This is a genomic window from Nostoc sp., from assembly GCF_036919815.1.
Lineage (GTDB): Bacteria > Cyanobacteriota > Cyanobacteriia > Cyanobacteriales > Nostocaceae > Nostoc.
Map to the genome: position 1 here is coordinate 1 of NZ_JBALCE010000046.1, position 22,673 is coordinate 22,673.

A 22,673-nucleotide genomic window follows, 5' to 3' on the forward strand; every position below is an offset into this window, starting at 1 on the left:
TGCGTTTGCCATCCGGGCTAAAACTGGCGCTGTTGACAGCTTGGGTATGCCCTTTGAGTTCGGCGATTTGCTTACCGGAAATATCCCACACCCGCGCGGTGTTGTCTGCTGAGGCGGTGAGAATGCGTTTGCCATCCGGGCTAAAACTGGCGCTGTTGACAGCTTGGGTATGCCCTTTGAGTTCGGCGATTTGCTTACCGGAAATATCCCACACCCGCACGGTGTTGTCTGCTGAGCCGGTGATAATGCGTTTGCCATCCGGGCTGAAACTGGCGCTGTAGACATAGCTGATATGTCCTTTGAGTTCGGCGATTTGCTTACCGGAGATGTCCCACACCCGCGCGGTCTTGTCTGCTGAGCCGGTGACAATGCGTTTGCCATCCGGGCTAAAACTAGCGCTGTTGACATAGCTAGTATGCCCTTTGAGTTCGGCGATTTGCTTACCGGAAATGTCCCACACCCGCGCGGTCTTGTCTGCTGAGGCGGTGACAATGCGTTTGCCATCCGGGCTAAAACTAGCGCTGTTGACATAGCTAGTATGCCCTTTGAGTTCGGCGATTTGCTTGCCGGAGATATCCCACACCCGCGCGGTGTTGTCTGCTGAGGCGGTGAGAATGCGTTTGCCATCTAAACTAAAACTGGCGCTGTTGACAGGTTTGGTATGCCCTTTGAGTTCGGCGATTTGCTTACCGGAAATATCCCACACCCGCGCGGTGTTGTCTGCTGAGGCGGTGAGAATGCGTTTGCCATCTAAACTAAAACTGGCGTTGATGATACTGCCGGTATGCCCTTTGAGTTGATTTCGTTCGTGAATGTTGTCAAGAATTGTCTGTAAAGCTAACTGGGGGCTAGCAGCTGGATATTCTTCTAGTGGGCGACCATCTTTGACTAGTTTTTGCAACTCTTGACCAGCCTGCATGGCTGACAGTAATGGTTCTATTTCTTGTGATGAAAAGTTTTGCCAAGCTGTGATTCCTTGTCGTTCTAACCTTGTGCCTGTCTGCGCTTCTTCACTGAGGCGAGATGCTTGATTTGCCAGCACTCCGGCAATTCCTGCTAAAACCAAAGATATAAACAGTACTCCTGAGCCAAAACGAATCCGCTGTGTTGCCTTTCGGTTAGCGTCTGCCAAAATTGTCTTAGCCTGTTCTGATTGTTTTAGCTCCTCTTCAGCTAGCAGGCGTTGCTTTCTTTCCTTATCCACTTCCGCCATTAACTCATTTAACTTCGGCTGCTGTTGCTGGCGAATAAACAAAGCTAAATAGTCATGCACCAGTTGATAACGGTCAAAAGGATTCTCTGGTAACAAAACCACCAAGCCAGATTTGACAAAAATCTCTAAAACCAAATTTAATTTACTCGCTTCAAAAACGTGATCCTTCGATCCCCCCGCCTGTGGCGACCCCCTTAAAAAGGGGGTAGAAGAAATATAGCCCCCCTTTTTAAGCGGGGTTGGGGGGATCTCCGAGAAATACGAGAGCAAATCGCGTTCCAACTGGGCGCGAGTCTTCAGAGGGCGAGTTCCTTTTTCATCAGTGAGCAAATATAGTAATAATTCCGCCACCTGCTGATTCTCAACACCGCAATCATTAACAACTTCATCCAAATAACGCTTAACCAATTCGTCTTTAGTGCCACGCTGCTGATATTCTGCCAGAGTTACGATGTTCTCCGTTTGCAGTTGCGCCCCCACTACCTGTAACTCAATGGGACGCACTTCATCCAATTCCCCGGCTAAATCCAGCACCAGTTGCTCAACTAAAGCAGGTTGTAACTGAAAATTAGCTTTCTCTGTTAAACACTGGATAATCGACTTAGCATCATTGGGTGAAAAGTTCCCCAACTCGTAGAGGACATTAGTGCTGAGAATGTCATTGCCAATAATCCTCATGCCGGAGAAACGATTGCACTCCAGCAAGTAAGGCAGGTAATCCAGGCGCAACGACAGAATCACTTTCACCGAGAGAACATTGAGACACTCTCCCAGAAACTCAAAAAACTCCTGCCTTTGCTTGGGTTCGGTGTAAACAAAGAAAAATTCTTCAAATTGATCAAAAATTAGGACGGTGCGGAGGTTGCGCTGTTCATTTTCGCGTAGTTGGGAAATTAGGAAGTTAGGAGTTAGGGGTGAGGAGTTAGAAGTTAGGAGTGAGGAGTTAGGAGTTAGGGATGAGGAGTGGGGATTTTGAGTATTTGAGGTGGATGAACGGAGTTCTGAGGTCGGAGTTCCGAGTTCAGAGGCTGAACTTCCGAGTTCAGAGGTCGAACTTCCAAGTTCAGAGGTCGAAGTTCCGAGTTCCGAGGTCGAACTTCCGAGTTCCGAGGTCGAAGTTCCGAGTTCCGAGGTCGAACTTCCGAGTTCCGAGGTCGAAGTTCCGAGTTCAGAGGTCGAACTTCCGAGTTCAGAGGTCGAACTTCCGAGTTCCGAGGTCGAACTTCCAAGTTCAGAGGTCGAAGGTTGAGGTTCCGAGGTCGAAACTTGAAGTTCTAACTCTCCCTCATCCTCCTCATCCCCCACCCTGCGGGTTCGCGTAGCGTTCCGTAGGAAAGCTAAAGCTACATCCGCCTCATCTCTTATCAAAAGCCGCCCCAACTCTTCCACCCAGTTGGTGTAAACGCGCATCGTTACAGGTAAATTATCTTGAATACCTATTGCTTTATTCTTTAAAGCTGGTATGAGTCCCGCATTCACTAGAGAACTTTTACCTACACCTGATTGCCCATAAATTACGATCAACTTTTTGTCTGGGCGACCGATGCGTTCAATTAAACGTTCTACATCCAATTGACGACCAGATGCAGCGATTTCTGGGGCAATACTATCTTTATTATCAATCCTTAAAGGTGCAAGACCTTGCGCCCCTAACTGTTTTGTCGCTTGCAATCTCCCAGCACCGATAAACGCCCGCAAACCAAATTGCTGCTCGACAGAACGCTGCTGCTGCTTCATTTCGTATGCTGGGAGATATGCTTTTTGCTGAAAGTAAAGCTTTTGCAAATGACTAAGAATCTTCAGATAAAGCCTTAAATCTGTTAGTGGATTGCTGATATCTTTTGCAGTTTCTAAGTTACGAATTGCCTCTTGGTAGTCACCTAAATGACATTGAGAACGAGCCAAAATAAACCGATAGAGACTCAAATCATTGGAGACGACAACCTTTTGTCCTGGGAGAGTAGCAGGGCTAGGCGCTCCTAGATTCAAGGCTTGCTGTGCAAATTGATTTGCTTCTAACCAGCGTTCTTCAGCTAAAGCTACCTCAGCTAAAAAACCATAATCTTTAGCTAATTCTATGGTTTGATTATTAGCCTGATGTATTTTTAATGCTTGTCGCGCCAGACTTTTTAACTGTTTCCACTCTTGTAAATCACACAGGAAAATCCCAAATTTCAAGATGAAATTAGCAATTAAATCTGGGCGTTCAGCCTCAGTTAAAAAGCTAATATATTCCAGAAGATAATGCCGAGTAGCTTGCCAATCTGGATGAGTAATATCTTGATGTTTAAAAGCTTTGAGATAATAGCAAAAAGCAATATCAGCGAGGGTTTTACCCCATCGTTCTAGATTATTAAGCTGCTGCCAAAGCGCCAGAGCTACTTGATAATGTTCCAGCGCCACATTGATTTTATTATTAACCTGTGTTGCCAAACCCAACAATGATGCTAAATTAGCCTTTACCTCTTGAGAAATCTCTGCATCATGGAGTAATTCTCTCTGGGCTGCTGCTAATTCTGCTTCTAAGACTAAATAAGCATCTAGATTCAGGGTTAGGGTATTGCTAAAATATTGATCCGCAACTTGTTGGAGTAAAGTTATTAAATCATGTTTAGCGATCGCAAAATTCCTCGTAATCGCCCAACTCTCTAAATCAGGAGCCAGCTGTATCAGTTGCTTATAGATTTGATCATCAATCCACAACACCAAGGGAAAAGCAAAGTTCTTGCGAAACTCCTCCCGCACCTGATTAGCAGAAGTTAACATCACAGTTAAATCCTGCACTGTCTCCAAACCCACAACCATCACGCAAGCTGGTACTTCCTCCCCAAACTCCTCCCGAATCGCAGTATAAAGCGTCCGGCGAGATTGCTGCACCACCAAAAGCTGAATTTCGACTTCACAGATTTCACCCAATTTTTGGATCAGGCGATCGCGCCAGCTGGCATAATTACACCGTGCCAAAATCAGCTTAAACTGCCCCAAACTCGCCTCAATCCCCCAAGCCAATTGTTGCAGTGAGCGTAGGCGTAGCCCGTCGTAGACATCGTTGTTTACAAGGTTATTTTCAAGTGGGTGTGCTGAGTCGGTCATAAGCTAATCTCAATCTAGACTTATGTGCAGGTTTGAACATTGAGTCAACCTATCCCGCCTTACCCTCAAGTGCAAGGTTAATAATTGTAATAATATTTAACATGAGTCGAGATTGTGTAATTTAGATTAAATGTTGCAGAGAAATTCTCTCAGAGTGAGTAGAATCACAAATTCAACGATGCAACTCTTTTCTGAATTAGCTACCCTAGAAGTGTAGACTATTTTTTCACGTCCTGAGTTATTTCAGTATTTTGCCTCTGAGGCATACCAATTTAGACCACACCAAATCCTTCATTAACAGATTCCAGAAATCATAATGGCTGTGATTGAGAAGAAAAGAACTCGCGAACTGCCTCCAATTAACGAACGAATTCGCTTCCCAAAAATTCGGGTTATTGACACTGACGGTGCCCAACTGGGAATTATGCCCCCACAGGAAGCACTGCAACTAGCAGAAGAAAAAGAGGTAGATTTGGTGCTAATCAGTGACAAAGCTGACCCGCCGGTTTGTCGGGTTATGGACTACGGGAAATACAAATTTGAGCAGGAAAAAAAGGCGCGGGAAGCCCGGAAAAAGCAGCACACGGCTGATGTCAAAGAAGTTAAAATGCGCTACAAAATAGAAGAACACGACTATAACGTGCGTGTTAAGCAAGCAGAGCGCTTTTTAAAAGATGGCGATAAAGTCAAAGCCACTGTGATGTTCCGGGGTCGAGAAATTCAACACAGCGACCTAGCAGAAGATTTGCTCAAGCGAATGGCAACAGATTTGGAGCCTTATGGTGAGCTCCAGCAAGCGCCAAAAAAAGAAGGGCGAAACATGATGATGCTCATCTCACCTAAAAAATAATCCTCTAACTATTTAATAGACCAAGTTTGAAAATCCCCTGAGTGTCTAGCTAGGGGATTTTTTCATTTTTCGTTTGGATGCATGCAACATGCCTTTTCGTCCCACATTTGTCATACGTGATTTTCTTCTTAGGGGCAATACCCTGCGGAAAGCTAAAGCTACATGAATTGCCCCAGAGTGCGTGTAGTTTTGCGTAATATCATGTCCGAATAATTAGCTTATGATTCCCACAGTCATTGCACCCCACCCCGCAAGCGGGGAGGGGAGACGAAGCGTAGCTTTGGCTCTTTGGGGTTCTTCGGGTTTAATAAGTAATCAAGCGGACATGATATAAGTCCTATTACAGACGCGACAGCTTAATTAGGAATTACGAATTATTTCCGCACCACTACTAAAGTTCCTGTTGAAGCCCATCTGTAAAGATTGTGAGCTTGCTTAACAGGTAAATTTACGCACCCGTGACTGACTGGAGTCCCAAAACGGTTATGCCAGTAAGCACCGTGGATGGCATAGCCTCTGTAGAAATACATTGTGTAAGGAACGTCAGGAATGTTGTAGCCGCTACCTCGCATCCGGTGAGTGCGATACTTAGAATTAATCCGAAATCTGCCTATGGGTGTGGGAGTCGATCGCTTACCTCCAGAAATTCGGTATGAATAAACAAGTCTTTTACCTTCCCACGCACGTAAGCGTTGCTCTGACAGGTCAATTTCAATCCAGCGAGATTGGGATGTTTGCCTGATATTGTTTTCATCGATTGACGTGGCTGTTGCTGTAGTCGAGTTGGGTGTACCTGTTAACGGTGATGACCAAGAAAATAAAGTCAGCACCATCAGCGCCACGCCTGTACAAAAAGTTCCAGAGGAACGAATTGCACCACTGCTAATCCAGGTTTGCATTATGCTTCATCTTCTAAACTACGCAAAAATCATCAAGTGAAGTAATTTTCTGGAACACTACAAATTTCCAGATCGACTACTCGCTTTCTGTGGAGGATTTACGCAATTCATCCGCTAATGCTTCTCAAGACAAGTTCTAAGCTAATCTGCGTCCAATTTGCACATTTGTCATTTGTTATTCACTAAGGAACATGGATTTAATCAAGAGCAACTTTCGCAGGGTGCGTAAAGCACCCTGCGAAACAGAAGTTTTGCATTTTGTTTAATCCACATTCCTAATGACTAATTACAAAGGACAACTGTTACAAAAAATCTGTCATTTAAATACCTAAATGCAAACTTTTCCCGAATTCTTATTTGCATTTGTAACTTCACAGAGGAATTGTCAGGATTTACGCTTATTTTTTTGGGCAAATTGTTTAATGCCCTCTTCTATATTTTATTTCAAGTTCAGTAATTCCGACTCCGAAGATTCCCAGCAAGATTTTATGCTGGGAATTACTTAATTGTCTTGATTTGTTGTTATTTATGATTTTACCTAAATTGCTTTTTAGCTGCTTCACCTACTATTTCTGGATAACTACTGGTGTCCCTACTGATGCCCACTGGAATAGCCATTTAGCATGTTTAGGTGCTATATTCACACAGCCGTGGCTGACTGGAGTACCAAATGTCTTACGCCAGTAAGCTCCGTGAATAGCGTAATTACCTTGGTAAAACATTGCATAAGGAACGTTGGGAACATTGTAGTTTTCCCCCTGCATCTGTGTAGTTTTGAACTTTGATTGAATCTTAAAAGTACCAATAAGAGTAGGAGTGGATTTTTTGCCAGAGGAAATAGCGCTTCCATAAACAACTCTGTCACCTTCCCAAGCTATTAATCGTTGCTTTGAAAGATTAATTTGAATCCAGCGCTGATCCGATTGTTGTAATATCTGGATTGTTTGTGCAATCACTTCATTTTTGGAATTCGCCCAAACTTCACTGGTTTCAGTAGTAGTAAAAACACTTAAGGACAGTGCTGTACCAGTGAGGAGTATTTGTAAGCAACGCACCCAGTCAGGATAAATCAGTTTTTTCATTTTAGATACACTCACACTCAAATCATCGGGTATTGGGAAACTTATCAGTTTTCACCTTTATTTCCCTATCTACTACTTTAATAGACGTGAGTTTTTGATGATTTGATTCTAAGTTAAGCTAACTGTCGCATCAGCTTTCTTGCCCTATATGCGATCGCTTCCCAATTTCCCTCTGTGACAAGCTTTTTCGGAAATAATCCACCGCTCAAACCGACAGCGATCGCTCCTGCTTCTAAAAATTCTTTGGCATTTTCCAGAGTCACGCCGCCAGTAGGAATTAAGGGAATCTCACCCAGCGGCCCTTGCAAACTTTTGATATAATCAGCCCCTCCCAATGCTTGCACAGGAAACACTTTTACACAACTAGCGCCCTGACTCCAGGCGGTAACAATTTCTGTAGGAGTCAGCGCTCCTGGGATGATCGGTACATCTTTTTGTTGTGCTGCTTGAATCATTGCCGAATCAAGATGGGGTGTGAAGAGGAATTGCGCCCCAGATGCGATCGCAGATTGTAGCTGCTGCACATTGAATAGTGTACCAGTACCAATGGTACAGGTTGGTAATTGTGAGCGTAGTTGACTGATTAATTCCCCAGCGCGATCGCTATTCCAGGTAATCTCAATTAACTGCATTCCCCCAGATGCTACAGCCATTGCCATTTCCTGTCCCAGTTCGATTTTCGGGGCGCGGATGACTGCGATCGCTCGATGTTTTTGCAACTGTGATAACCAAATTTGATTAGGCATTTTAACTGAGAATGGGGACTAGAGAATAGTTTTCCTAATACCTAATTTTCAATTATCCTGGCGATGCCCAAGTGGGGAATCTTGGTAAGAAGGTTGCTACAACTAAGCAGGTAAGAATTAATCAAACTAAGTTACGTAATGTAAAATACTTAAACTGGCTTGTAGTAAGGGCTTCAGCTTTTACTATAAACCTTTAATTATTCACGCCCATTTAAGAGCGCCCATCCTAGATATCGCCTGATTTTGCTTCCTTTACATTACTTTAGAGACAGTCTTTGAAAATTAAGCTTAATTCTTCTAGTAGAGGAGCGAGCTAATTAAAAGGTATATACTCCAATTACCAAGCAATAATTTGATACGCTCCTAGTTCAAGACCTACTAGGAGCTTTTTTTAATTGATTGTCTACCTCAATAGAGGGGATATCAAAAAACCTAGTAGCAATTAGGGTATTCCTTATGGATATAAATAATTAATTCTGATGGTAGATGTAGTCAACAGATTAAGATTGATAATATGTACTCGTGGGTAAGAAAAGTCTACGAAATTAATAACAATGAATATTATTGCTTGGATTGTTTTAGGTTTAATTGCTGGTGCGATCGCAAAAGCTATCTACCCTGGTCATCAAGGTGGCGGAATTCTAGGAACAATCTTGCTAGGAGTTATCGGTGCTTTTGTTGGCGGTAGTTTAGGTGTCTTCTTCAGTACGGGAACATTAACTTTAGCAGCTCCTAGTCTTAGCATTCCTGGTATTGCGCTAGCAGTTCTTGGTGCAATTATTGCGGTTTTCGTGTGGAACTTAATAACTAACCGCAGTGCTGCATAAAAACAAAGTCGCAGTTAATGAATGAGGAAGATTTAGCCAATTCATCTAACTATTGTTATTTCTGAATTAAATAAAAAATAGCGCCAGCCTAATTACAGGCTGGCGCTGTTTTTTTAATGACTGATGAATAAAATAATAAATAGTGTGTGGGTGCAGTGGTTCCCTGACCAGAAAGAACGGGGAAATTTCGTACACCTTTTAGGTAACTTACTTTTGCTATCTCGTAAGAAAAACAGCGAAGCCCAAAACTATGACTTTGCTAAAAAGAAACAGATATACTTTACTAGTAAAACAGTTTCACCTTTTGCATTGACTACTCAAGTGTTGATGGAACAGGAATGGACACCTGAAGTCATCAACAAGCGGCAGAAACACCTAATTTATAAACTCAAAGAAGTTTGGCGTTTATAGCAGTAGTTTCTGAGAGTGCGATCGCACTCTAAATTATACAGGAATCTGGAAAGCGATTGCACACCCAACCTAAAGCAAGTAGTATTTTTAACGTAAATTAATAGTAAATTTATTTTGGATTTAAATAAGTATAAATACGCTAAAATTTCCAACTTTCATAAAATTTTCAATAAGTTGCATTGGTCGCTACACACAAAGCAATAATGTTCAGTTAAGCTGTAAGCGCTATGATTAAGGTTTATTAAACGTCTTATGCATTGGTTGTTATCTGGGCCGTTGAGTACAGAAGAATTGACGGTTAACATTGCAGGGTTGCCTGCATCCTTACAAGGTAAGAAACTGGTGCAGTTGTCAGATTTTCACTACGATGGTTTGCGACTATCGGAAGATATGTTAGAAAAAGCGATCGCACTTACTAACGAAGCTGAACCAGATTTAATTCTATTAACTGGTGACTACGTAACTGACGATCCCACGCCAATTCACCAACTGGCACTTCGACTCAAACATCTGCAAAGTCGCAGTGGTATATATGCTGTTCTTGGCAATCATGATATACATTACAGACACGCAAAAGCAGAAGTTACAGATGCCCTTACTAGCGTTGGAATTCACGTCCTTTGGAATGAAATTGCCTATCCACTAGGAAAAGAATTACCACTCGTTGGACTGGCGGATAGTTGGTCACGGGAATTTAATCCTGTACCAGTCATGAACCAGCTAAACCCCGATACACCTTGCATCGTTTTATCCCACAACCCAGATACTGCGGAGATATTACAATCCTGGCGAGTCGATTTACAATTATCTGGTCATACTCACGGTGGTCAAATCGTGATTCCGGGAATTGGGCCTGCAATGTTTTTTTACGAAAAGCTTGTAAAAAGAATACCTAGAAAAGTGCGGCGTCGAGTCCCATTTTTGCAAGTCAATGTTTCTGTAGTCAGCCATTGGGAATGGGCACAGGGTTTCCATCGGCTAGGAAAAAATCAGCTATATGTCAATCGGGGTTTGGGAACTTACCTCCCAGGACGTTTATTTTGCCGCCCAGAAGTTACTATAATCACGCTACAAGGTGAATGAGAAGCCAGAAGGAAAACCCGATAACTAAATTCAGCGATTTCAATTAATTGTATCTGGAGTCTGTGACATAAATTATTGCAGTTACTCAAGTTGTATTTTAATTTTTGGTAAGCTGTAAACGCTGGTATGAGGAGTATCGGTTGCCTTATGCATTGGTTGTTTACGGGACATTTAAGAGTAGATAAAATAACGGTTAAGATTGCGGAACTTCCAGCATCTTTACAAGGTACAACGTTAGTGCAGTTGTCAGATTTTCACTACGATGGTTTGCGGCTGTCGGAAGATATGTTAGAAAAAGCGATCGCACTTACTAACGAAGCTGAACCAGATTTAATTCTATTAACTGGTGACTACGTAACTGACGATCCCACGCCGATTCACCAATTGGTACTTCGACTCAAACATCTGCAAAGTCGCTATGGCATCTACGCCGTACTTGGTAATCACGATATCTATTACAGCCACTCAAAAGCAGAAGTTACACAAGCGTTAACTAGCATTGGGGTACATGTACTTTGGAATGAAATCGCCTATCCATTAGGAAAAGAATTACCATTGGTAGGACTAGCTGATTATTGGTCACGGGAATTTTACCCTGCACCAGTCATGAATCAACTAGACTCCGTTACACCCCGCATCGTTTTATCCCATAACCCAGATACAGCCAAGATATTACAACAATGGCGCGTAGATTTGCAACTATCTGGTCATACCCACGGTGGTCACATCGTCATTCCGGGCATTGGCCCTGTAGTATTCTATTATAAAAAGCTCCTCAAACAAATTCCCAAAAAATTACGGCGTTGGCTAACATTTTTCCTCGGAGACTGTTCTAAAGTAGTGCGATATTGGGAGTGGGCGCAAGGGTTTCACAAAGTGGAAAAAAATCAACTATACGTCAATCGGGGTTTAGGAACTTATAAACCAGGACGCTTATTTTGTCCGCCAGAAGTGACTGTGATTACCTTAATTAGTGATTAACAATTCTGAGCTTTTTAATTAACTCAAAGCAGAAACCGCCGGAAGCTACGATGGATAAATATCAGCAGCTTGGGGCGGTTTCTTGAAGATTGGAGAATTCAGAAGTAAATAACTCAACTAACTAAGGTGGACAGCATTTGCGCTCGCTATACTCAGAATTGCACATCCTGACATTTGAAGTTAGGCAAATTCTTTGCTGTGCGTTCTCAAACCTCCAAAACGACTCATTGAACTCAAGGTAAAAATACATTCAATGGATGCCACAATTTCAGAGCAATGTCTACGACGGGCTATGCCTACGCAAGAACATTAGAGCAGGAGGCACAGGCTCTAACTTGAAAGTTTTTGTTTAACTTTTAACCTGTTTGTACCTTGCTCTTAATCTAGCCTATGTTTGTTCAGCTACACCACATCTTTACTAAACTTAAATACCATTAATTTATCGCAACAATTCCGAAATATTGATTAAAAAATTGTCCCACTTGATATGTTGGCGTTAATGCCAGGATATCAAGTGGGTTGAAAGTTTAGAAGCCATTATTGAGCAGAACTGCCATTAGATTCACTGTTTGACTGGTCTACTTATTGAGGTGGAGTGGTTTTAGAAGTATCACTTTTGGTACCTGGAGCGACAGTACTAGTAGAAGCATCGTCCTTGTTCTGCGAAGTCGGAGTAGTACTAGTTGGACTCGCCGTCGGAGTTGGTATCACTTTCGGGGTTGGCTGGGTTACAGGTGGTTTTTCTGCCGCAGGCTGCTGGGGTGGAACAGTAATGTTAATATTCGGTTGGCGAGGTGCAGATGGAGGTGTAACCTGCTGTTGTGGAACAGGAACAGGAACAACAACAGGTACTTCTCTGGTTCTTTCGATGATTGTCGTTCGTGGTTGAGCAGATGCACTAGGAGTTGGACTACTCTTACTCGGTACAGGAACTACGACTGGCACAATATTGTTAACGGGTGCATTATTCTGCTGGCTGAAGTACCAGACCCCACCTATAACCAAAGCAAGCACGGAAGTAATAATAATACCCAACACCAAACCACCATTGGCATTATTATTATCACGCTCGGCTAAATCAGCTTGCAGATTGCCATGCTCAGTATTTCGACCTTGTACGTAACCTTTTTGGTAAGAGCTGGGATCAGGTGTGTTGTTCTTAGATGTTTCAGTGGTTCGTGTCACATGGGTGTGAGTATCACCATTACTATCAGTGTAAGACTCTTGCTTGACTTCACTATTTTCACTTTCGCCTTTATTGGTAGGAATAGGCATAACTGTTGATTTAACTCCTTGATACGATATTGAGAAACTAAAGCTTTGTAAAAACGAGAGGTTTTAATGAGTCCAAAAATGTATGTCGCTGATAAATATCAGTTTTATTTGCTACTCAAGTGTTGGGAGTTTTCAGTATAACCTCTGTGATCAGCAAGTGGCTCTATTTCTAAGGAGTTAATACTTAATCTAAAGAAAAAGTATCCCAAAGATGGATGTTATTAAGCTATTATCTGATGTTTTTATACAAAACCTAGCAATTTACTGAAATCATCTAAATTTTTAATTTCTCGTTAGACATCGCAGCGCCAAAGCTTGATTGTCATGTCTCGACTACCACTAACCAAAGTTTTGCCATCAGGACTGAAAGCGACAGAGTTAACCCAATCTGAATGGTTATCCAAAGTATAAAGATTTTGTCGGGTGTTAATATCCCATAGTTTCACCGTATGATCTGCACTACCACTAGCGAGATGCTGACCATCGGGGCTAAAAGCGATCGCGCAAACATAATTATGATGTCCGGCAAGTGTGTTAATTAGCTTACCTGTATTGATGTTCCATAACTTGATAGTCTGGTCATAACTGCCACTAGCTAAAATTTGTCCATCAGGGCTAATGGCGACACAAGTCACGCAACCTGAATGCCCGTTGATAGTTTGCAGCAGTTTTCTACTCTTCAAATTCCACAGCTTAATGGTATTGTCTGCACTACCACTAACTAAAATCTGCTGCTTTGGGCAAATGGCAAGGGAGTAAACCAAGTAAGAATGACCTTTGAGGACGTGCAGCAATTGTCCCATCTCTATATGGGAAATCTTGATAGTAGTGTCTCTACCGCCACTCAGCATAGTCTGACCATCTGGACTAATGATTACAGAAAAAACTGGGGTTGAATGTACTTTGAGCGTGTTGAGTAATTTACCTGTAGACACTTCCCAAATCATCATGCTGCTGTCATCACTGCCACTAACCAGAGTTTGACTATCTGGGCTAAAGGCAAGACATCTTACCCATTTTGTATGTCCAGTGAGAGTATGTAGCAATTTACCTGTGTCGAGATGCCAAATTTTGATAGTCTTATCAGTACTTCCACTAGCCAGAGTTTGCCCATCTGGACTGATTACAGTTGTAAAAACCCAGTTCAGATGAGTCAGAGTGTGTATACATTTCCACGCTGAAGGTTGAGATTGTGATTCAGAGGGTGGCGGCGTTGCTGACTTTGGCGGTGGCGATGTCGGTTTGGGTGGTGGTGGCGGCGTTGCTGACTTTGGGGGTGGCGATGCAGATTTGGGTGGCGGCGTTGCTGGCTTTGGCGGTGGCGATGTCGGTTTGGGTGGTGCTTTTTCCTGTTTTAATTCCAGTTCTCTGGCATTTTTCAAATCTGACCAAGCTCTATTTTCATATCCGAGTTTCGAGCAAGCAAGCCCTCGGTATTTATATGCTTCAAAGTAGTTTGGGTTAAGACGAATTGCTTTGCTAAAGTCTTCAATTGCTTCAGTATATTTTCCTTTTTGAGCTTTCACCATACCCAGTTTATAGAAACCTTCAGCATTGGATGGAGTGAAATCAATTTTGGTCGAAGTGGAAGCAGATTGATTTATCTCATTTGGCTGATAAGATTTTAACCTTCCATAAGCTTGATTAATTTCTTTGATTTTTTCTTCTGCTTCTAGCTTTTGCTGCGGTTCCAGAAAACAATCTGGATGCCAAGTCTTAGCCATCTGGCGATAAGCTTGCTTGACCTCATCAACAGATGCACCTGGTTTTAACCCAAGAATATTGTAAACATGATTTATATCAAAGCGATCGCTCATACTAGGAATACTAAGAAATTAGCAGCAAATATTAGTACACTTAGTATTCCCAAATATAAGTATGAACTAACACCAGATATGGTGTCGCCATCTGAAGCGTCTTAAACTATATTCGCTTCTCATCTCCAACGCCGATTTAGCCGCAGTAAACTTTTTAGCCTCTGACAAAATCTTTTTATCAGAGGTCTAGGTTTTGATGTATATCTAGCTGACCGTGATGTAGGCGTAGCGCCCGGATTTATTAATTCTTGTTCTATTTGTACAGCTTTATTTAAATCTGAAGCGGCTCTATATTCGTATCCCAGTTGAGAGCAAACTAGCCCACGATATTTATATGCGTCAATATAGTAAGGATTGAGACGAATTGCGTGGGTAAAATCTGCGATCGCATCCTCATATCTTCCTTGTGTAGCATTCTCTACTCCCTCAGTATAGAAAGTTTCTGCATCCCAACGATTGACAGATATTTTTGGGGGATTTGTAGGCGAAGATGAAGATGGATTTTCACTAGTGGGAGGCTCGGATGGGCTTTCGGATTTAAGCTGGTTGTAAGCTGCGTTGATTGATTTGATTTTTTCCTCAGCTTCCTGTTTTTGCTTTTGCTCAAGAAAGCGATCGGGATGCCAAATTTTCACCAGTTGACGGTAAGCTCGCTTCACTTGTGCTGGCGACGCACCTGGTTCTAGCCCCAGAATTTCATAAGCATAATTGATATCGAGGCGTAGACGCCTTTGTGGCTTGTCGTTAGACATCGCGCATACTGAAAAAATCGGCAACTATATAAACCTATGTTAACTATTCCCCTAAATTTTCTCCAATCAACTCAAACGCCCCATTCTGGTTATCACTGGGATGGTAGTAGTCGCCGCTTCTTTGAAGGCTGGTATTACCGCGTCACTTTGCCGGAAATTGGGCAAACATTCGCCTTTATGTACTCCATTGAAGACCCCATCGGCGGTAAACCCCATAGCGGCGGTGCAGCCCAAATCCTTGGCCCGGATGATGAGTATTTATGCCGTACTTTTCCTGATGTGAACAAATTTTGGGGTAGTCGAGATGTTTTGGGTTTAGGTCATTGGGGTAAAACGGATTTGCAAGTTTCTCCTTTATACCTACTGCCAGCAGAGTTTGAGCATCATATTCAAGAAGGATATCAAGCCACAGCCACCTTGAATCAGGGAATTATCCGCGAACGCGCCACCAATAATTATTGCCGTTGGGACTATGAAATTCAACCAGTATACGGTTGGGGCAATCAAAATAGCATTCAGCAATCAACCGCAGGATGGGTGTCATTCTTGCAGATTTTTGAACCTGGATGGCAAATTTTGATGGCTCACGGTTTAGCTAGTGGGAAGATTGACTGGAATGGCAAAATCTACGAATTCACCAACGCCCCAGCCTACGGCGAGAAAAATTGGGGTGGTGCTTTTCCCCAAAAATGGTTTTGGATAAATTGTAATTTATTTGAGGGTGAACCCGACTTAGCATTAACTGCTGGCGGTGGACGGCGGGGTGTGCTGTGGTGGATGGAATCTGTAGCGATGATTGGCTTGCACTATCAAGGCAAGTTTTATGAATTTGTTCCCTGGAATTCACAAGTAGACTGGGAAATTCAGCCTTGGGGTAGATGGCAAATGAAAGCTCGTAATTCAAATTACGAAATTGAATTGACAGGAACCACGGATTTACCTGGTACACCTCTGCGTGCGCCCACAGAGGAAGGTTTAAGATATTGTTGCCGAGACACCATGCAAGGAAAGTTAAATTTAGAGTTACGAGAATTAAATGGCAGAAAATCTCAAATAATCCTGAAAGCAGAAAGTTTTCTTTGTGGTTTAGAAGTAGGCGGCGGTTCTTGGGATAATTGTTGGCAATCTCGCTAAAACTCCTGCTATGATTATATATGCTTCCTATTTGGGGCTGTAGCTCAGTTGGATAGAGCGGACGCCTCCTAAGCGTCAGGTCGTGCGTTCGAGCCGCACTAGTCCCGTAAGTAAAAAAATCCCTAAGACCTTGACTAATAGCAGGTCATAGGGATTTTATTTTTTATCGTAGTCGCTGGAAAACGCCTCTTTTAATTTTTCTACATCATGTCATTTTACGAATGCGAATACTTTTAGATGAAATAACAGTAAAAGCTCCTAATAATTCATCTGCATGTTGATTAATGGCATTGGCAATAATTTCTGCTCTATCATCTGGAGATAAACCGAATAACCGAATTAACACGACACCTGCTGCGATTCGACGCAAACGGAAAACTAACTCACCAAAATCTTTATCTGATGTCAATAGAATTGTACCTTCACTATTAGCCAAGGTTAAAACTTCATCGTCACCAATTCCTGGTTCCATTTCTACAATATACAAAACTTCGTGACCATCAAAACGCAGACGTTCAACAATTTGCCAATCTAAATTTTCGTCCCCTAAAAACTTCAAGAAGCTTTCTCAATCGTTGGATAAACCACATCATACCGCAAAGCTTGAGCCGCAAATGCCAAAGCTGCTTTAATTCCTTCATCGCTAAGTCGCGGATGCGCTTCGAGTATTTGCTGAGGTGTTTCACCCGCAGCAAGCTTTTCGAGAATTAATTCAACTGTAATGCGAGTTCCTAAAATGACAGGTTTGCCCATCATTATTTTTGGATCGGATACGATTTTTTGCATGAATTAAGATTATTTGGATAGATGATTAATATCTGACGCGGTACGCCCTTCTCGGAGGGTGTGCTTAGACGTTAAGGAACGTGGATTTATTAACTTACAATTCTTGCTCATCGGCTAACCTGCTATTTAAAAGTCTTTAAACCAAGTTTTGCAGTTTATTTAATCCACATTCCTAACCAACGTACCACCGACAGCATAAACAGCATCATAGCCAATTTGCTCTGTCCAAATGATTGCGTTTGGCTGTTTAGCTTGCAGCCGATGACAAGCCACAATGAAATCGTTATCGATTTCGTAATCACCTGTAGTGATGTTAATTGCAATGATTTTGCCGATATTATCTGCTGTTTCGACTTGGGTACGGATATTCTGCTGGTAAAGTTCTTCCCCATGTTGAGCAATTTCTTCGCGGCTGAGGTTGGGACAAGGCATAAAATCAACCTTTTCTGTATCCGATTTCTGATTCGATCTTAGAACAAAATTGTAAGCCAGAAGCAACTGATAGAAAATGCGGAGCCGCCAGAAGTGAAACTGACGGCCTAGTAGTAAGCAATAAATCATGTTGCTCTCAATATACGTATAATCATAAAAAATATAAATCCTTTAAAAGTACAATTACGTGTAAATACGTAAGCTATTCACTTTATTTCCGATTATAAAGAAATAGCGAAGCTACTCAAATCTAGCTACACATTAACTAAATAAAACTGAAATTTATTAGAAGTATACAGAAACTAAAAATTCTGTAGTTAAAAAAATTAGCAATAGGTTTTAAAATGAGCAATAAGTTATACAAAGTATTTGAAGATGTAGAACAAAATGCCCAACTTCTCTCTAAATATTGGCATAATTTTTCTACCGAAATATCTGAGCATTTGCCAGATACATATCACGCCGAAGTACAAGAACTTTCTGACAAGTTAGAGATAGCTATTGATAATTTAATAGATGAGCTTCAAAATCCTACTCTTACCCTTGCGACAACAGGAACTACCAATATGATGAAATATATAGTGCAGAAGCATCTAAAAAAGCACGAAATAATTTTTTAGGATTAATTGATGAAAATATATTAGAAGACCTTCCATTTAAAACAGAAAGATGGTCTAGATATGACCGAAATAGGGTTGCTGATGCGTTATGGCAAAAGTCTTATGCAGAAGAATTTCAGCAATCCTTAAAAGAGCATATTAGTCAACATTTTCCCCGGTTAGTTATTCCTCAAGCTATAGAACGTTTTAATGTTGCTGCTGGGAATGCTATTACAGAGTGGGCTTTACAGACAACAACAGCCATTCTTAATAGTTCAGAAGAACGCTATCAACAAGAATGTGAAAATATATCAAAACTTAGATTATCACTGAAGCGCTTCCTAGAAATTAGGAACACAATTTTGAAAACACCGTTTGAAGAAGTAAGTGCCAAGATTAAACAAGTTATAGCAAAAAAGTCAGAGGATGATTTGATATCCCATCTAAAAAAAAAGCTGGAAGAATTCCATAATGTTGAACCATATAATGAATTAGGAGATAAATTATCTCCATTTTTTTTATGGGAATTTGAATTTAAAAAAGGAATCAACCAAGTCTTGGACGCGGTAGCAAAGTCTTTAGAAATTGGAAAAGTAGATTTAGACAGTCCCAATTTAAAAAAAGCAAATGCTGCAAATGTTAATTTACTAAGAAGAAACTTAAACCGTTTGATTAACTTAGGTTACACAAATTCTGTTGCTAAAGAAGGTAAAACGATGGAAGCAAAAACAGAGGAAGAGAAAAATAAACTCAAAGAAGTAAATGAAGAATTGAACGAATTATCTATCCATCTCAACATTATTATAGGGGATGTAATAAAGCAAATATCTACGCAAGAATTAAACAGAATTTACGATGCTGTAGCTGAATTGTTACGTTGTCATTTATCCTATATTGAAAAAAAAGCAAATGATATTGCACCTAATATAGTGATTAAATTCCCTGACTCACAACTTAATCAAGTTGATACTAAGCTTACATTTAGTTTTCAGTTTAAAACAGAATTTGCTATTACACAAGGAAGCTGGCAAGAAGAAATAAAGGTTGAAACAAGAAAAAGGGTTTGGTATAAATTATGGTTAGGAAAGAAAACAATTTATGAAACGAAATATGAAAAACGCTCTAGTGATAATGCTAAACTACCTAGTACAGAAGATTTACTTATGGGTTGGATAATTCAAGCGAGAGAGAAAGAGTCAGAAAGAGCAAATCAAGTTGCAGGTTGGATACTACAACAGATTGATTCTCTAAAACAAAATGTAGATAAAATTCAAAATGATATTATTGACCGATATCAGGAAAGACTTGATAAAGCAAATCAAGAAATTACTACTGATTATGAACAACGAAAAAAAGTATGGCAGCCCATGAAACAAAAAGCTAAAAATCTAGCAGAAGAGTTTTATAAATTAGAGCATTTTGATAAAATTTAGCTAAATTTATAATTGCCTTATGAATTGAATAGAATTTATCAATATAAAAAAACAATGACATGATAGAAAAGATAAAAAGAGGATTAAAAAACAACTTGCAAAAAATTAATCCTTGGAAAAAGCAGCGATTAAATATTTCTCCAGAGCGACAAAATTCTCCTGTGGGATTGTGTCTCATCGTACCAGCATCGGCGTTAAAAAACTTAGGAGAAAAGGAGCCAATTAATATCTCTAATATAGAAAGATTGATAGATAATGCTTCATATTTTTTATGTACAGATATTGACGAAGCAGATGACATTTTTGAACGTATAGAAACGACAACTGAAGATATCAAAACTGTGAGCGAACAAAGAGAAGTCTACGTCAGAATTAATATTTCTGATGGTGAAGATATGATTGGAAAAAAAATCCCATATATTTTAAAGAGAAATTTGCCTCATTATGGATCAGCAAATATTATAGAACTAGCTTGCCTGAAATATCTATCTATATCTGGATTAGAAAAATTTAACCGTATTTAAGGGCTATTCAAATGGATTGGAAAACAGCATCTTCTTACTATGAGGCCCGTTTAAGTGAAGCTCTAAACGTACAGAGATACGCGGTTAATTTAGCTAATTTACCTCAAGCCGAAATTCCATCTCAATTAAAAGCAATACTGTTACAAGAAGCAGAACCAGCCCGTCGTCAACTTGAAAGGCTGAAAAAGCGAGAGTTTCGCATTGCAGTTGTCGGTTTAGAAAAAGCGGGAAAAAGTACTTTTATTAATGCCTGGTTAGAATGTGATTTACTTCCAGCCAAGGGAGGAAGGTATACATTTACAACAACGCAAATTTATTCGGTTGAAAATGACACCCAGTAAAAGCTTGAAGTACAAGCGAAAACAGAAGAACAATTTATCAATTTATTAAACGAGCTTGAAACAGCAAAAGCCCAAGAAGATATCAAAACTATCCGAGAAAATGAAATTACTTTGCAGCAAGTAATAAAAGAAGGTAATCGGACTTTTCCATTTACTCGTTTAGATGATATTAGGGAATCACTCAAGAAGTATGTAGCAGATGAAAAGTATGCTCATGCTGTTTTAGAAGCGAGACTTTATACTAACAAACTTGCCCAAGCTGAAGGTATTGTATTTTATGATGTTCCTGGTTTAGATTCAGGTTTAGCAAAGCACGTTGACGAAGCCAAGGAAATGCTGTCAGATTGCGATGCTGTAATATTAGTACAGCGTTTTACTAGCCTGAGAGAGAAGGAACTAGAAATCATCAAATTCACAGAACTTGGTGATAAAAACATTACCGTTGCTGATAAACTTTTTGTGTTTTTAAGTCGTATTGACTCGTTAGCTACTCCAGAAGCACTTCAAACTCATATTGAAGAAGCATCTCAAGATTGGTTTAGACGTGCCAAACTTCCACAGGAACGTATTATATATGGTTCGGCGGGAGCATATCTAGTTTTGAATGGATTAGCTGGAGAACAGACAAGGTTAGAGATTGGTGACGCAAGTAATATCGAAGCCCAGTTAAAAAGATTAACTGGAATTATCGATGAGGAAACTTTAAATAAGAAAGGTACTGGAATTCCCGAAATAAAAGAAAAAATATTTAATTATATTAATACTGAACGTGTATTTATCTTAAAAAAGAGATGCGAGGCTTCTATAAATACAATCTTAACTACCTCGGAAGAAATTTATAATTTAGTTAGCAAACGTTATCCTGAAAACCCTGAAGAAGCAAAACGATTTCAAGAAGACCGTAGGCGAGTTTTATTTAGCGAATGGTGGAATCATAGATGGGAAGAGAAGAAAGCTGATCTCCAAAAATTTTATGACTCTTCTGTTGCCAATAACTATCTCGATAATTTAACGGCGAATTCTGCAACCAGCCTCGCAAAATTTAAAGAGAGATATCTACAAATTGTCGCTAGTGAAATTCAAAAACTGAAAGCAGAAGTATTTATAAAAAAAGATATTATCTTTGCTGCTAACTCATTCCCACAGTTTGACCGCATGAAAGCTAATTTCGCTTGGCGTGAAGATTTATACGCCGACATTAGCAAACTTTTATCTTCCATAGCCCGACAACTCGCTCTGGAATTGAAAGATGAGGCATTAAATTTAGTCGAATACATGACAACATTATTGTGGGGCAGCAAGCAAGTAAAAGAAAGATTAATTGATAAATCGGAAGAATACTTTTTATCTAAGCTAGAAAATAGCTTAAGTGTGCTATTTTTACGTTTTGCCCGTCCGGTTGCAGAAGTATTAATTCGCGCTCCACTTAATAGCGATGCCCGCGATAAAATTGCTAAGAGCCTTGGTGTAGACATTGAAATAGTTGATAACTATTACATGGGAGAAGAACCCGCTTTTCAAGTTCTTAAAAGATATGCAAAATATGGTTATAAATTACTCTATAATCCTGAGACAAGGCAACAAGTTTTAGGAATACAAGGAATCGTAGCACCTATTATTAATGTTGTCACACAAATTACTATAGATGTTTCCAGGGAATTTAAATCTCCCCAAGATGATGTAACATTTGAAGTTGAAAATGATATCAATGCTTTTGAAGAATACTTGCGTGCTGCAATTTTTGAAGCAGCAGGTTTTGAATCGTACTGCATTCAAGAACTCAAGGGCTTGATTGATAGTTTTAGGGAAAAGCAAGGCACATGGACGGGGATTGCCCATAATGAATGGTTGCAAGAAAATCCGCTTTTGTTGGCAGAGATACCACCAGAATTGCGATCGCAAGAGTCTAACTTAGAAGTTAGCGATCGCTTGCGCCAATTATCTACAGCATTAAAAATCTCCATCACCTACGAGAACACAAGGCGTGCTTATTCATTTTAATCATCTTGTGAGACGATTAAAATAGTGGGAAATCTGGAAAATAGAAATGCAGGGGAGCTATTAGCTAAAGACTTCAACATTAACATGAGGACATAAGAACGCTTGAACAACAAACACACTATGCGGATTACACCTGACGGTCAGATTACCATCCCTCCTGAAATCCGAGAGGTGCTAAACATTTCTCCCGACGTAGAATTAGCGTTTGAAATCGAAGGCGATCGCCTCTACCTCAAGAAAATACAACCTATCGATAAAATCTCAACCTGGATTGACACCATACGGAGTTGCGCTGCTGGAAGCCTCACCACTGACCAAATCATGACCCTCACCCGCAGCGACGACAATCAATGACCGTCTTGGTAGACAGCAACGTTATCCTCGACATTCTTAC

Annotated in this window: 23 protein-coding genes and 1 tRNA gene; 14 read left to right on the forward strand and 10 right to left on the reverse strand. The window is 40.6% G+C overall.

The window, feature by feature from the left end; genetic code table 11:
* The coding region (locus tag V7K15_RS11795) for an nSTAND1 domain-containing NTPase (RefSeq protein ID WP_334905687.1) at window positions 1-4,306 on the reverse strand (4,306 nt) is incomplete at its 3' end.
* Between the two features lie 316 nt (window positions 4,307-4,622).
* On the opposite strand from V7K15_RS11795, the gene infC reads away from it, so the two are divergent.
* Window positions 4,623-5,156 (forward strand): translation initiation factor IF-3, encoded by a 534-nt coding sequence (infC, locus tag V7K15_RS11800; protein ID WP_334905688.1) that lies wholly within the window; start codon window positions 4,623-4,625, stop codon window positions 5,154-5,156.
* 374 nt (window positions 5,157-5,530) lie between these two features.
* Here the strand turns inward: infC and V7K15_RS11805 are convergent, their stop codons facing one another.
* From V7K15_RS11805 to V7K15_RS11815, 3 genes are all read right to left on the reverse strand, one after another.
* The gene (locus V7K15_RS11805; protein WP_334905689.1) at window positions 5,531-6,055 is read right to left on the reverse strand and encodes a L,D-transpeptidase; all 525 of its coding nucleotides are present in this window, start codon (window positions 6,053-6,055) and stop codon (window positions 5,531-5,533) included.
* 566 nt (window positions 6,056-6,621) lie between these two features.
* A complete protein-coding gene (locus V7K15_RS11810) occupies window positions 6,622-7,137 on the reverse strand; it encodes a L,D-transpeptidase (protein WP_334905690.1) in 516 nt (171 codons plus the stop codon).
* Between the two features lie 113 nt (window positions 7,138-7,250).
* Window positions 7,251-7,883 (reverse strand): bifunctional 4-hydroxy-2-oxoglutarate aldolase/2-dehydro-3-deoxy-phosphogluconate aldolase, encoded by a 633-nt coding sequence (locus V7K15_RS11815; protein ID WP_334905691.1) that lies wholly within the window; start codon window positions 7,881-7,883, stop codon window positions 7,251-7,253.
* A 554-nt stretch (window positions 7,884-8,437) separates the two neighbouring features.
* Here V7K15_RS11815 and V7K15_RS11820 point away from each other — a divergent pair.
* The 4 genes from V7K15_RS11820 (at window position 8,438) to V7K15_RS11835 (ending at window position 11,185) form a co-directional block, all read left to right on the forward strand.
* Window positions 8,438-8,710 (forward strand): GlsB/YeaQ/YmgE family stress response membrane protein, encoded by a 273-nt coding sequence (locus tag V7K15_RS11820; RefSeq protein WP_334905692.1) that lies wholly within the window; start codon window positions 8,438-8,440, stop codon window positions 8,708-8,710.
* A gap of 123 nt (window positions 8,711-8,833) precedes the next feature.
* Window positions 8,834-9,121, forward strand: a complete 288-nt coding sequence (locus V7K15_RS11825; protein WP_334905693.1) for a GmrSD restriction endonuclease domain-containing protein — start codon at window positions 8,834-8,836, stop codon at window positions 9,119-9,121.
* Window positions 9,122-9,373: 252 nt separating this feature from the next.
* Complete coding sequence (locus V7K15_RS11830; protein WP_334905694.1) at window positions 9,374-10,204, forward strand: metallophosphoesterase; 831 nt, start codon at window positions 9,374-9,376, stop codon at window positions 10,202-10,204.
* 147 nt (window positions 10,205-10,351) lie between these two features.
* A complete protein-coding gene (locus V7K15_RS11835) occupies window positions 10,352-11,185 on the forward strand; it encodes a metallophosphoesterase (RefSeq protein ID WP_334905695.1) in 834 nt (277 codons plus the stop codon).
* Window positions 11,186-11,767: 582 nt separating this feature from the next.
* Here the strand turns inward: V7K15_RS11835 and V7K15_RS11840 are convergent.
* Complete coding sequence (locus V7K15_RS11840; protein WP_334905696.1) at window positions 11,768-12,460, reverse strand: hypothetical protein; 693 nt, start codon at window positions 12,458-12,460, stop codon at window positions 11,768-11,770.
* Window positions 12,461-12,753: 293 nt separating this feature from the next.
* On the reverse strand, window positions 12,754-14,277 hold the full coding sequence (locus V7K15_RS11845) for a DnaJ domain-containing protein (RefSeq protein ID WP_334905697.1): 1,524 nt from the start codon (window positions 14,275-14,277) through the stop codon (window positions 12,754-12,756).
* On the opposite strand from V7K15_RS11845, the gene V7K15_RS11850 reads away from it, so the two are divergent.
* On the forward strand, window positions 14,251-14,382 hold the full coding sequence (locus V7K15_RS11850; RefSeq protein WP_334905698.1) for a hypothetical protein: 132 nt from the start codon (window positions 14,251-14,253) through the stop codon (window positions 14,380-14,382). The two genes, V7K15_RS11845 and V7K15_RS11850, sit on opposite strands and share 27 nt — an antisense overlap.
* Before the next feature lie 14 nt (window positions 14,383-14,396).
* Here the strand turns inward: V7K15_RS11850 and V7K15_RS11855 are convergent, their stop codons facing one another.
* Entirely contained in the window at window positions 14,397-15,029 is a 633-nt protein-coding gene (locus tag V7K15_RS11855) for a J domain-containing protein (RefSeq protein ID WP_334905699.1), read from the reverse strand.
* A gap of 36 nt (window positions 15,030-15,065) precedes the next feature.
* Between V7K15_RS11855 and V7K15_RS11860 the strand changes: the two genes are divergently transcribed.
* Together V7K15_RS11860 and V7K15_RS11865 are read left to right on the forward strand one after the other, a co-directional pair.
* Entirely contained in the window at window positions 15,066-16,163 is a 1,098-nt protein-coding gene (locus V7K15_RS11860) for a tocopherol cyclase family protein (protein WP_334905700.1), read from the forward strand.
* A 33-nt stretch (window positions 16,164-16,196) separates the two neighbouring features.
* Window positions 16,197-16,270: transfer RNA gene (locus V7K15_RS11865), tRNA-Arg, on the forward strand.
* Window positions 16,271-16,368: 98 nt separating this feature from the next.
* On the opposite strand, the gene V7K15_RS11870 is transcribed toward V7K15_RS11865, so the two are convergent.
* The 3 genes from V7K15_RS11870 to V7K15_RS11880 form a co-directional block, all read right to left on the reverse strand.
* Window positions 16,369-16,722, reverse strand: coding sequence for a DUF5615 family PIN-like protein (locus V7K15_RS11870; protein ID WP_334905701.1), 354 nt, complete (start codon window positions 16,720-16,722; stop codon window positions 16,369-16,371).
* Window positions 16,719-16,949 (reverse strand): DUF433 domain-containing protein, encoded by a 231-nt coding sequence (locus tag V7K15_RS11875; RefSeq protein ID WP_334905702.1) that lies wholly within the window; start codon window positions 16,947-16,949, stop codon window positions 16,719-16,721. The genes V7K15_RS11870 and V7K15_RS11875 overlap by 4 nt, the downstream gene beginning before the upstream one ends.
* A 159-nt stretch (window positions 16,950-17,108) precedes the next feature.
* Complete coding sequence (locus V7K15_RS11880; RefSeq protein WP_334905703.1) at window positions 17,109-17,381, reverse strand: hypothetical protein; 273 nt, start codon at window positions 17,379-17,381, stop codon at window positions 17,109-17,111.
* 344 nt (window positions 17,382-17,725) lie between these two features.
* Here V7K15_RS11880 and V7K15_RS11885 point away from each other — a divergent pair, with 344 nt between their 5' ends.
* The 6 genes from V7K15_RS11885 (at window position 17,726) to V7K15_RS11910 (ending at window position 22,633) form a co-directional block, all read left to right on the forward strand.
* Entirely contained in the window at window positions 17,726-18,001 is a 276-nt protein-coding gene (locus V7K15_RS11885) for a hypothetical protein (RefSeq protein ID WP_334905704.1), read from the forward strand.
* Between the two features lie 341 nt (window positions 18,002-18,342).
* Entirely contained in the window at window positions 18,343-19,413 is a 1,071-nt protein-coding gene (locus V7K15_RS11890) for a hypothetical protein (RefSeq protein ID WP_334905705.1), read from the forward strand.
* A 59-nt stretch (window positions 19,414-19,472) separates the two neighbouring features.
* A complete protein-coding gene (locus tag V7K15_RS11895; RefSeq protein ID WP_334905706.1) occupies window positions 19,473-19,937 on the forward strand; it encodes a hypothetical protein in 465 nt (154 codons plus the stop codon).
* A gap of 11 nt (window positions 19,938-19,948) precedes the next feature.
* Window positions 19,949-20,278 carry a GTPase gene (locus V7K15_RS11900; RefSeq protein ID WP_334905707.1) on the forward strand — a complete coding sequence of 110 codons (330 nt, stop codon included), beginning with the start codon at window positions 19,949-19,951 and terminating at the stop codon, window positions 20,276-20,278.
* Between the two features lie 111 nt (window positions 20,279-20,389).
* A complete protein-coding gene (locus V7K15_RS11905) occupies window positions 20,390-22,279 on the forward strand; it encodes a Dynamin family protein (protein ID WP_334905708.1) in 1,890 nt (629 codons plus the stop codon).
* A 102-nt stretch (window positions 22,280-22,381) separates the two neighbouring features.
* Window positions 22,382-22,633, forward strand: coding sequence for an AbrB/MazE/SpoVT family DNA-binding domain-containing protein (locus V7K15_RS11910; protein ID WP_334905709.1), 252 nt, complete (start codon window positions 22,382-22,384; stop codon window positions 22,631-22,633).
* Window positions 22,634-22,673: the final 40 nt, after the last annotated feature.

Bases quoted from the DNA above. Each gene is read 5' to 3' on its own strand.
- V7K15_RS11830 (WP_334905694.1), top strand. From the start codon at position 9,374: ATGCATTGGTTGTTATCTGGGCCGTTGAGTACAGAAGAATTGACGGTT.
- V7K15_RS11855 (WP_334905699.1), bottom strand. From the start codon at position 15,029: ATGTCTAACGACAAGCCACAAAGGCGTCTACGCCTCGATATCAATTAT.
- V7K15_RS11900 (WP_334905707.1), top strand. From the start codon at position 19,949: ATGGATTGGAAAACAGCATCTTCTTACTATGAGGCCCGTTTAAGTGAA.
- V7K15_RS11885 (WP_334905704.1), top strand. From the start codon at position 17,726: ATGAGCAATAAGTTATACAAAGTATTTGAAGATGTAGAACAAAATGCC.
- V7K15_RS11880 (WP_334905703.1), bottom strand. From the start codon at position 17,381: ATGCCTTGTCCCAACCTCAGCCGCGAAGAAATTGCTCAACATGGGGAA.
- infC (WP_334905688.1), top strand. From the start codon at position 4,623: ATGGCTGTGATTGAGAAGAAAAGAACTCGCGAACTGCCTCCAATTAAC.
- V7K15_RS11875 (WP_334905702.1), bottom strand. From the start codon at position 16,949: ATGCAAAAAATCGTATCCGATCCAAAAATAATGATGGGCAAACCTGTC.
- V7K15_RS11840 (WP_334905696.1), bottom strand. From the start codon at position 12,460: ATGCCTATTCCTACCAATAAAGGCGAAAGTGAAAATAGTGAAGTCAAG.
- V7K15_RS11810 (WP_334905690.1), bottom strand. From the start codon at position 7,137: ATGAAAAAACTGATTTATCCTGACTGGGTGCGTTGCTTACAAATACTC.
- V7K15_RS11860 (WP_334905700.1), top strand. From the start codon at position 15,066: ATGTTAACTATTCCCCTAAATTTTCTCCAATCAACTCAAACGCCCCAT.
- V7K15_RS11850 (WP_334905698.1), top strand. From the start codon at position 14,251: ATGATTTATATCAAAGCGATCGCTCATACTAGGAATACTAAGAAATTA.
- V7K15_RS11845 (WP_334905697.1), bottom strand. From the start codon at position 14,277: ATGAGCGATCGCTTTGATATAAATCATGTTTACAATATTCTTGGGTTA.
- V7K15_RS11815 (WP_334905691.1), bottom strand. From the start codon at position 7,883: ATGCCTAATCAAATTTGGTTATCACAGTTGCAAAAACATCGAGCGATC.
- V7K15_RS11820 (WP_334905692.1), top strand. From the start codon at position 8,438: ATGAATATTATTGCTTGGATTGTTTTAGGTTTAATTGCTGGTGCGATC.
- V7K15_RS11825 (WP_334905693.1), top strand. From the start codon at position 8,834: ATGAATAAAATAATAAATAGTGTGTGGGTGCAGTGGTTCCCTGACCAG.
- V7K15_RS11835 (WP_334905695.1), top strand. From the start codon at position 10,352: ATGCATTGGTTGTTTACGGGACATTTAAGAGTAGATAAAATAACGGTT.
- V7K15_RS11895 (WP_334905706.1), top strand. From the start codon at position 19,473: ATGATAGAAAAGATAAAAAGAGGATTAAAAAACAACTTGCAAAAAATT.
- V7K15_RS11805 (WP_334905689.1), bottom strand. From the start codon at position 6,055: ATGCAAACCTGGATTAGCAGTGGTGCAATTCGTTCCTCTGGAACTTTT.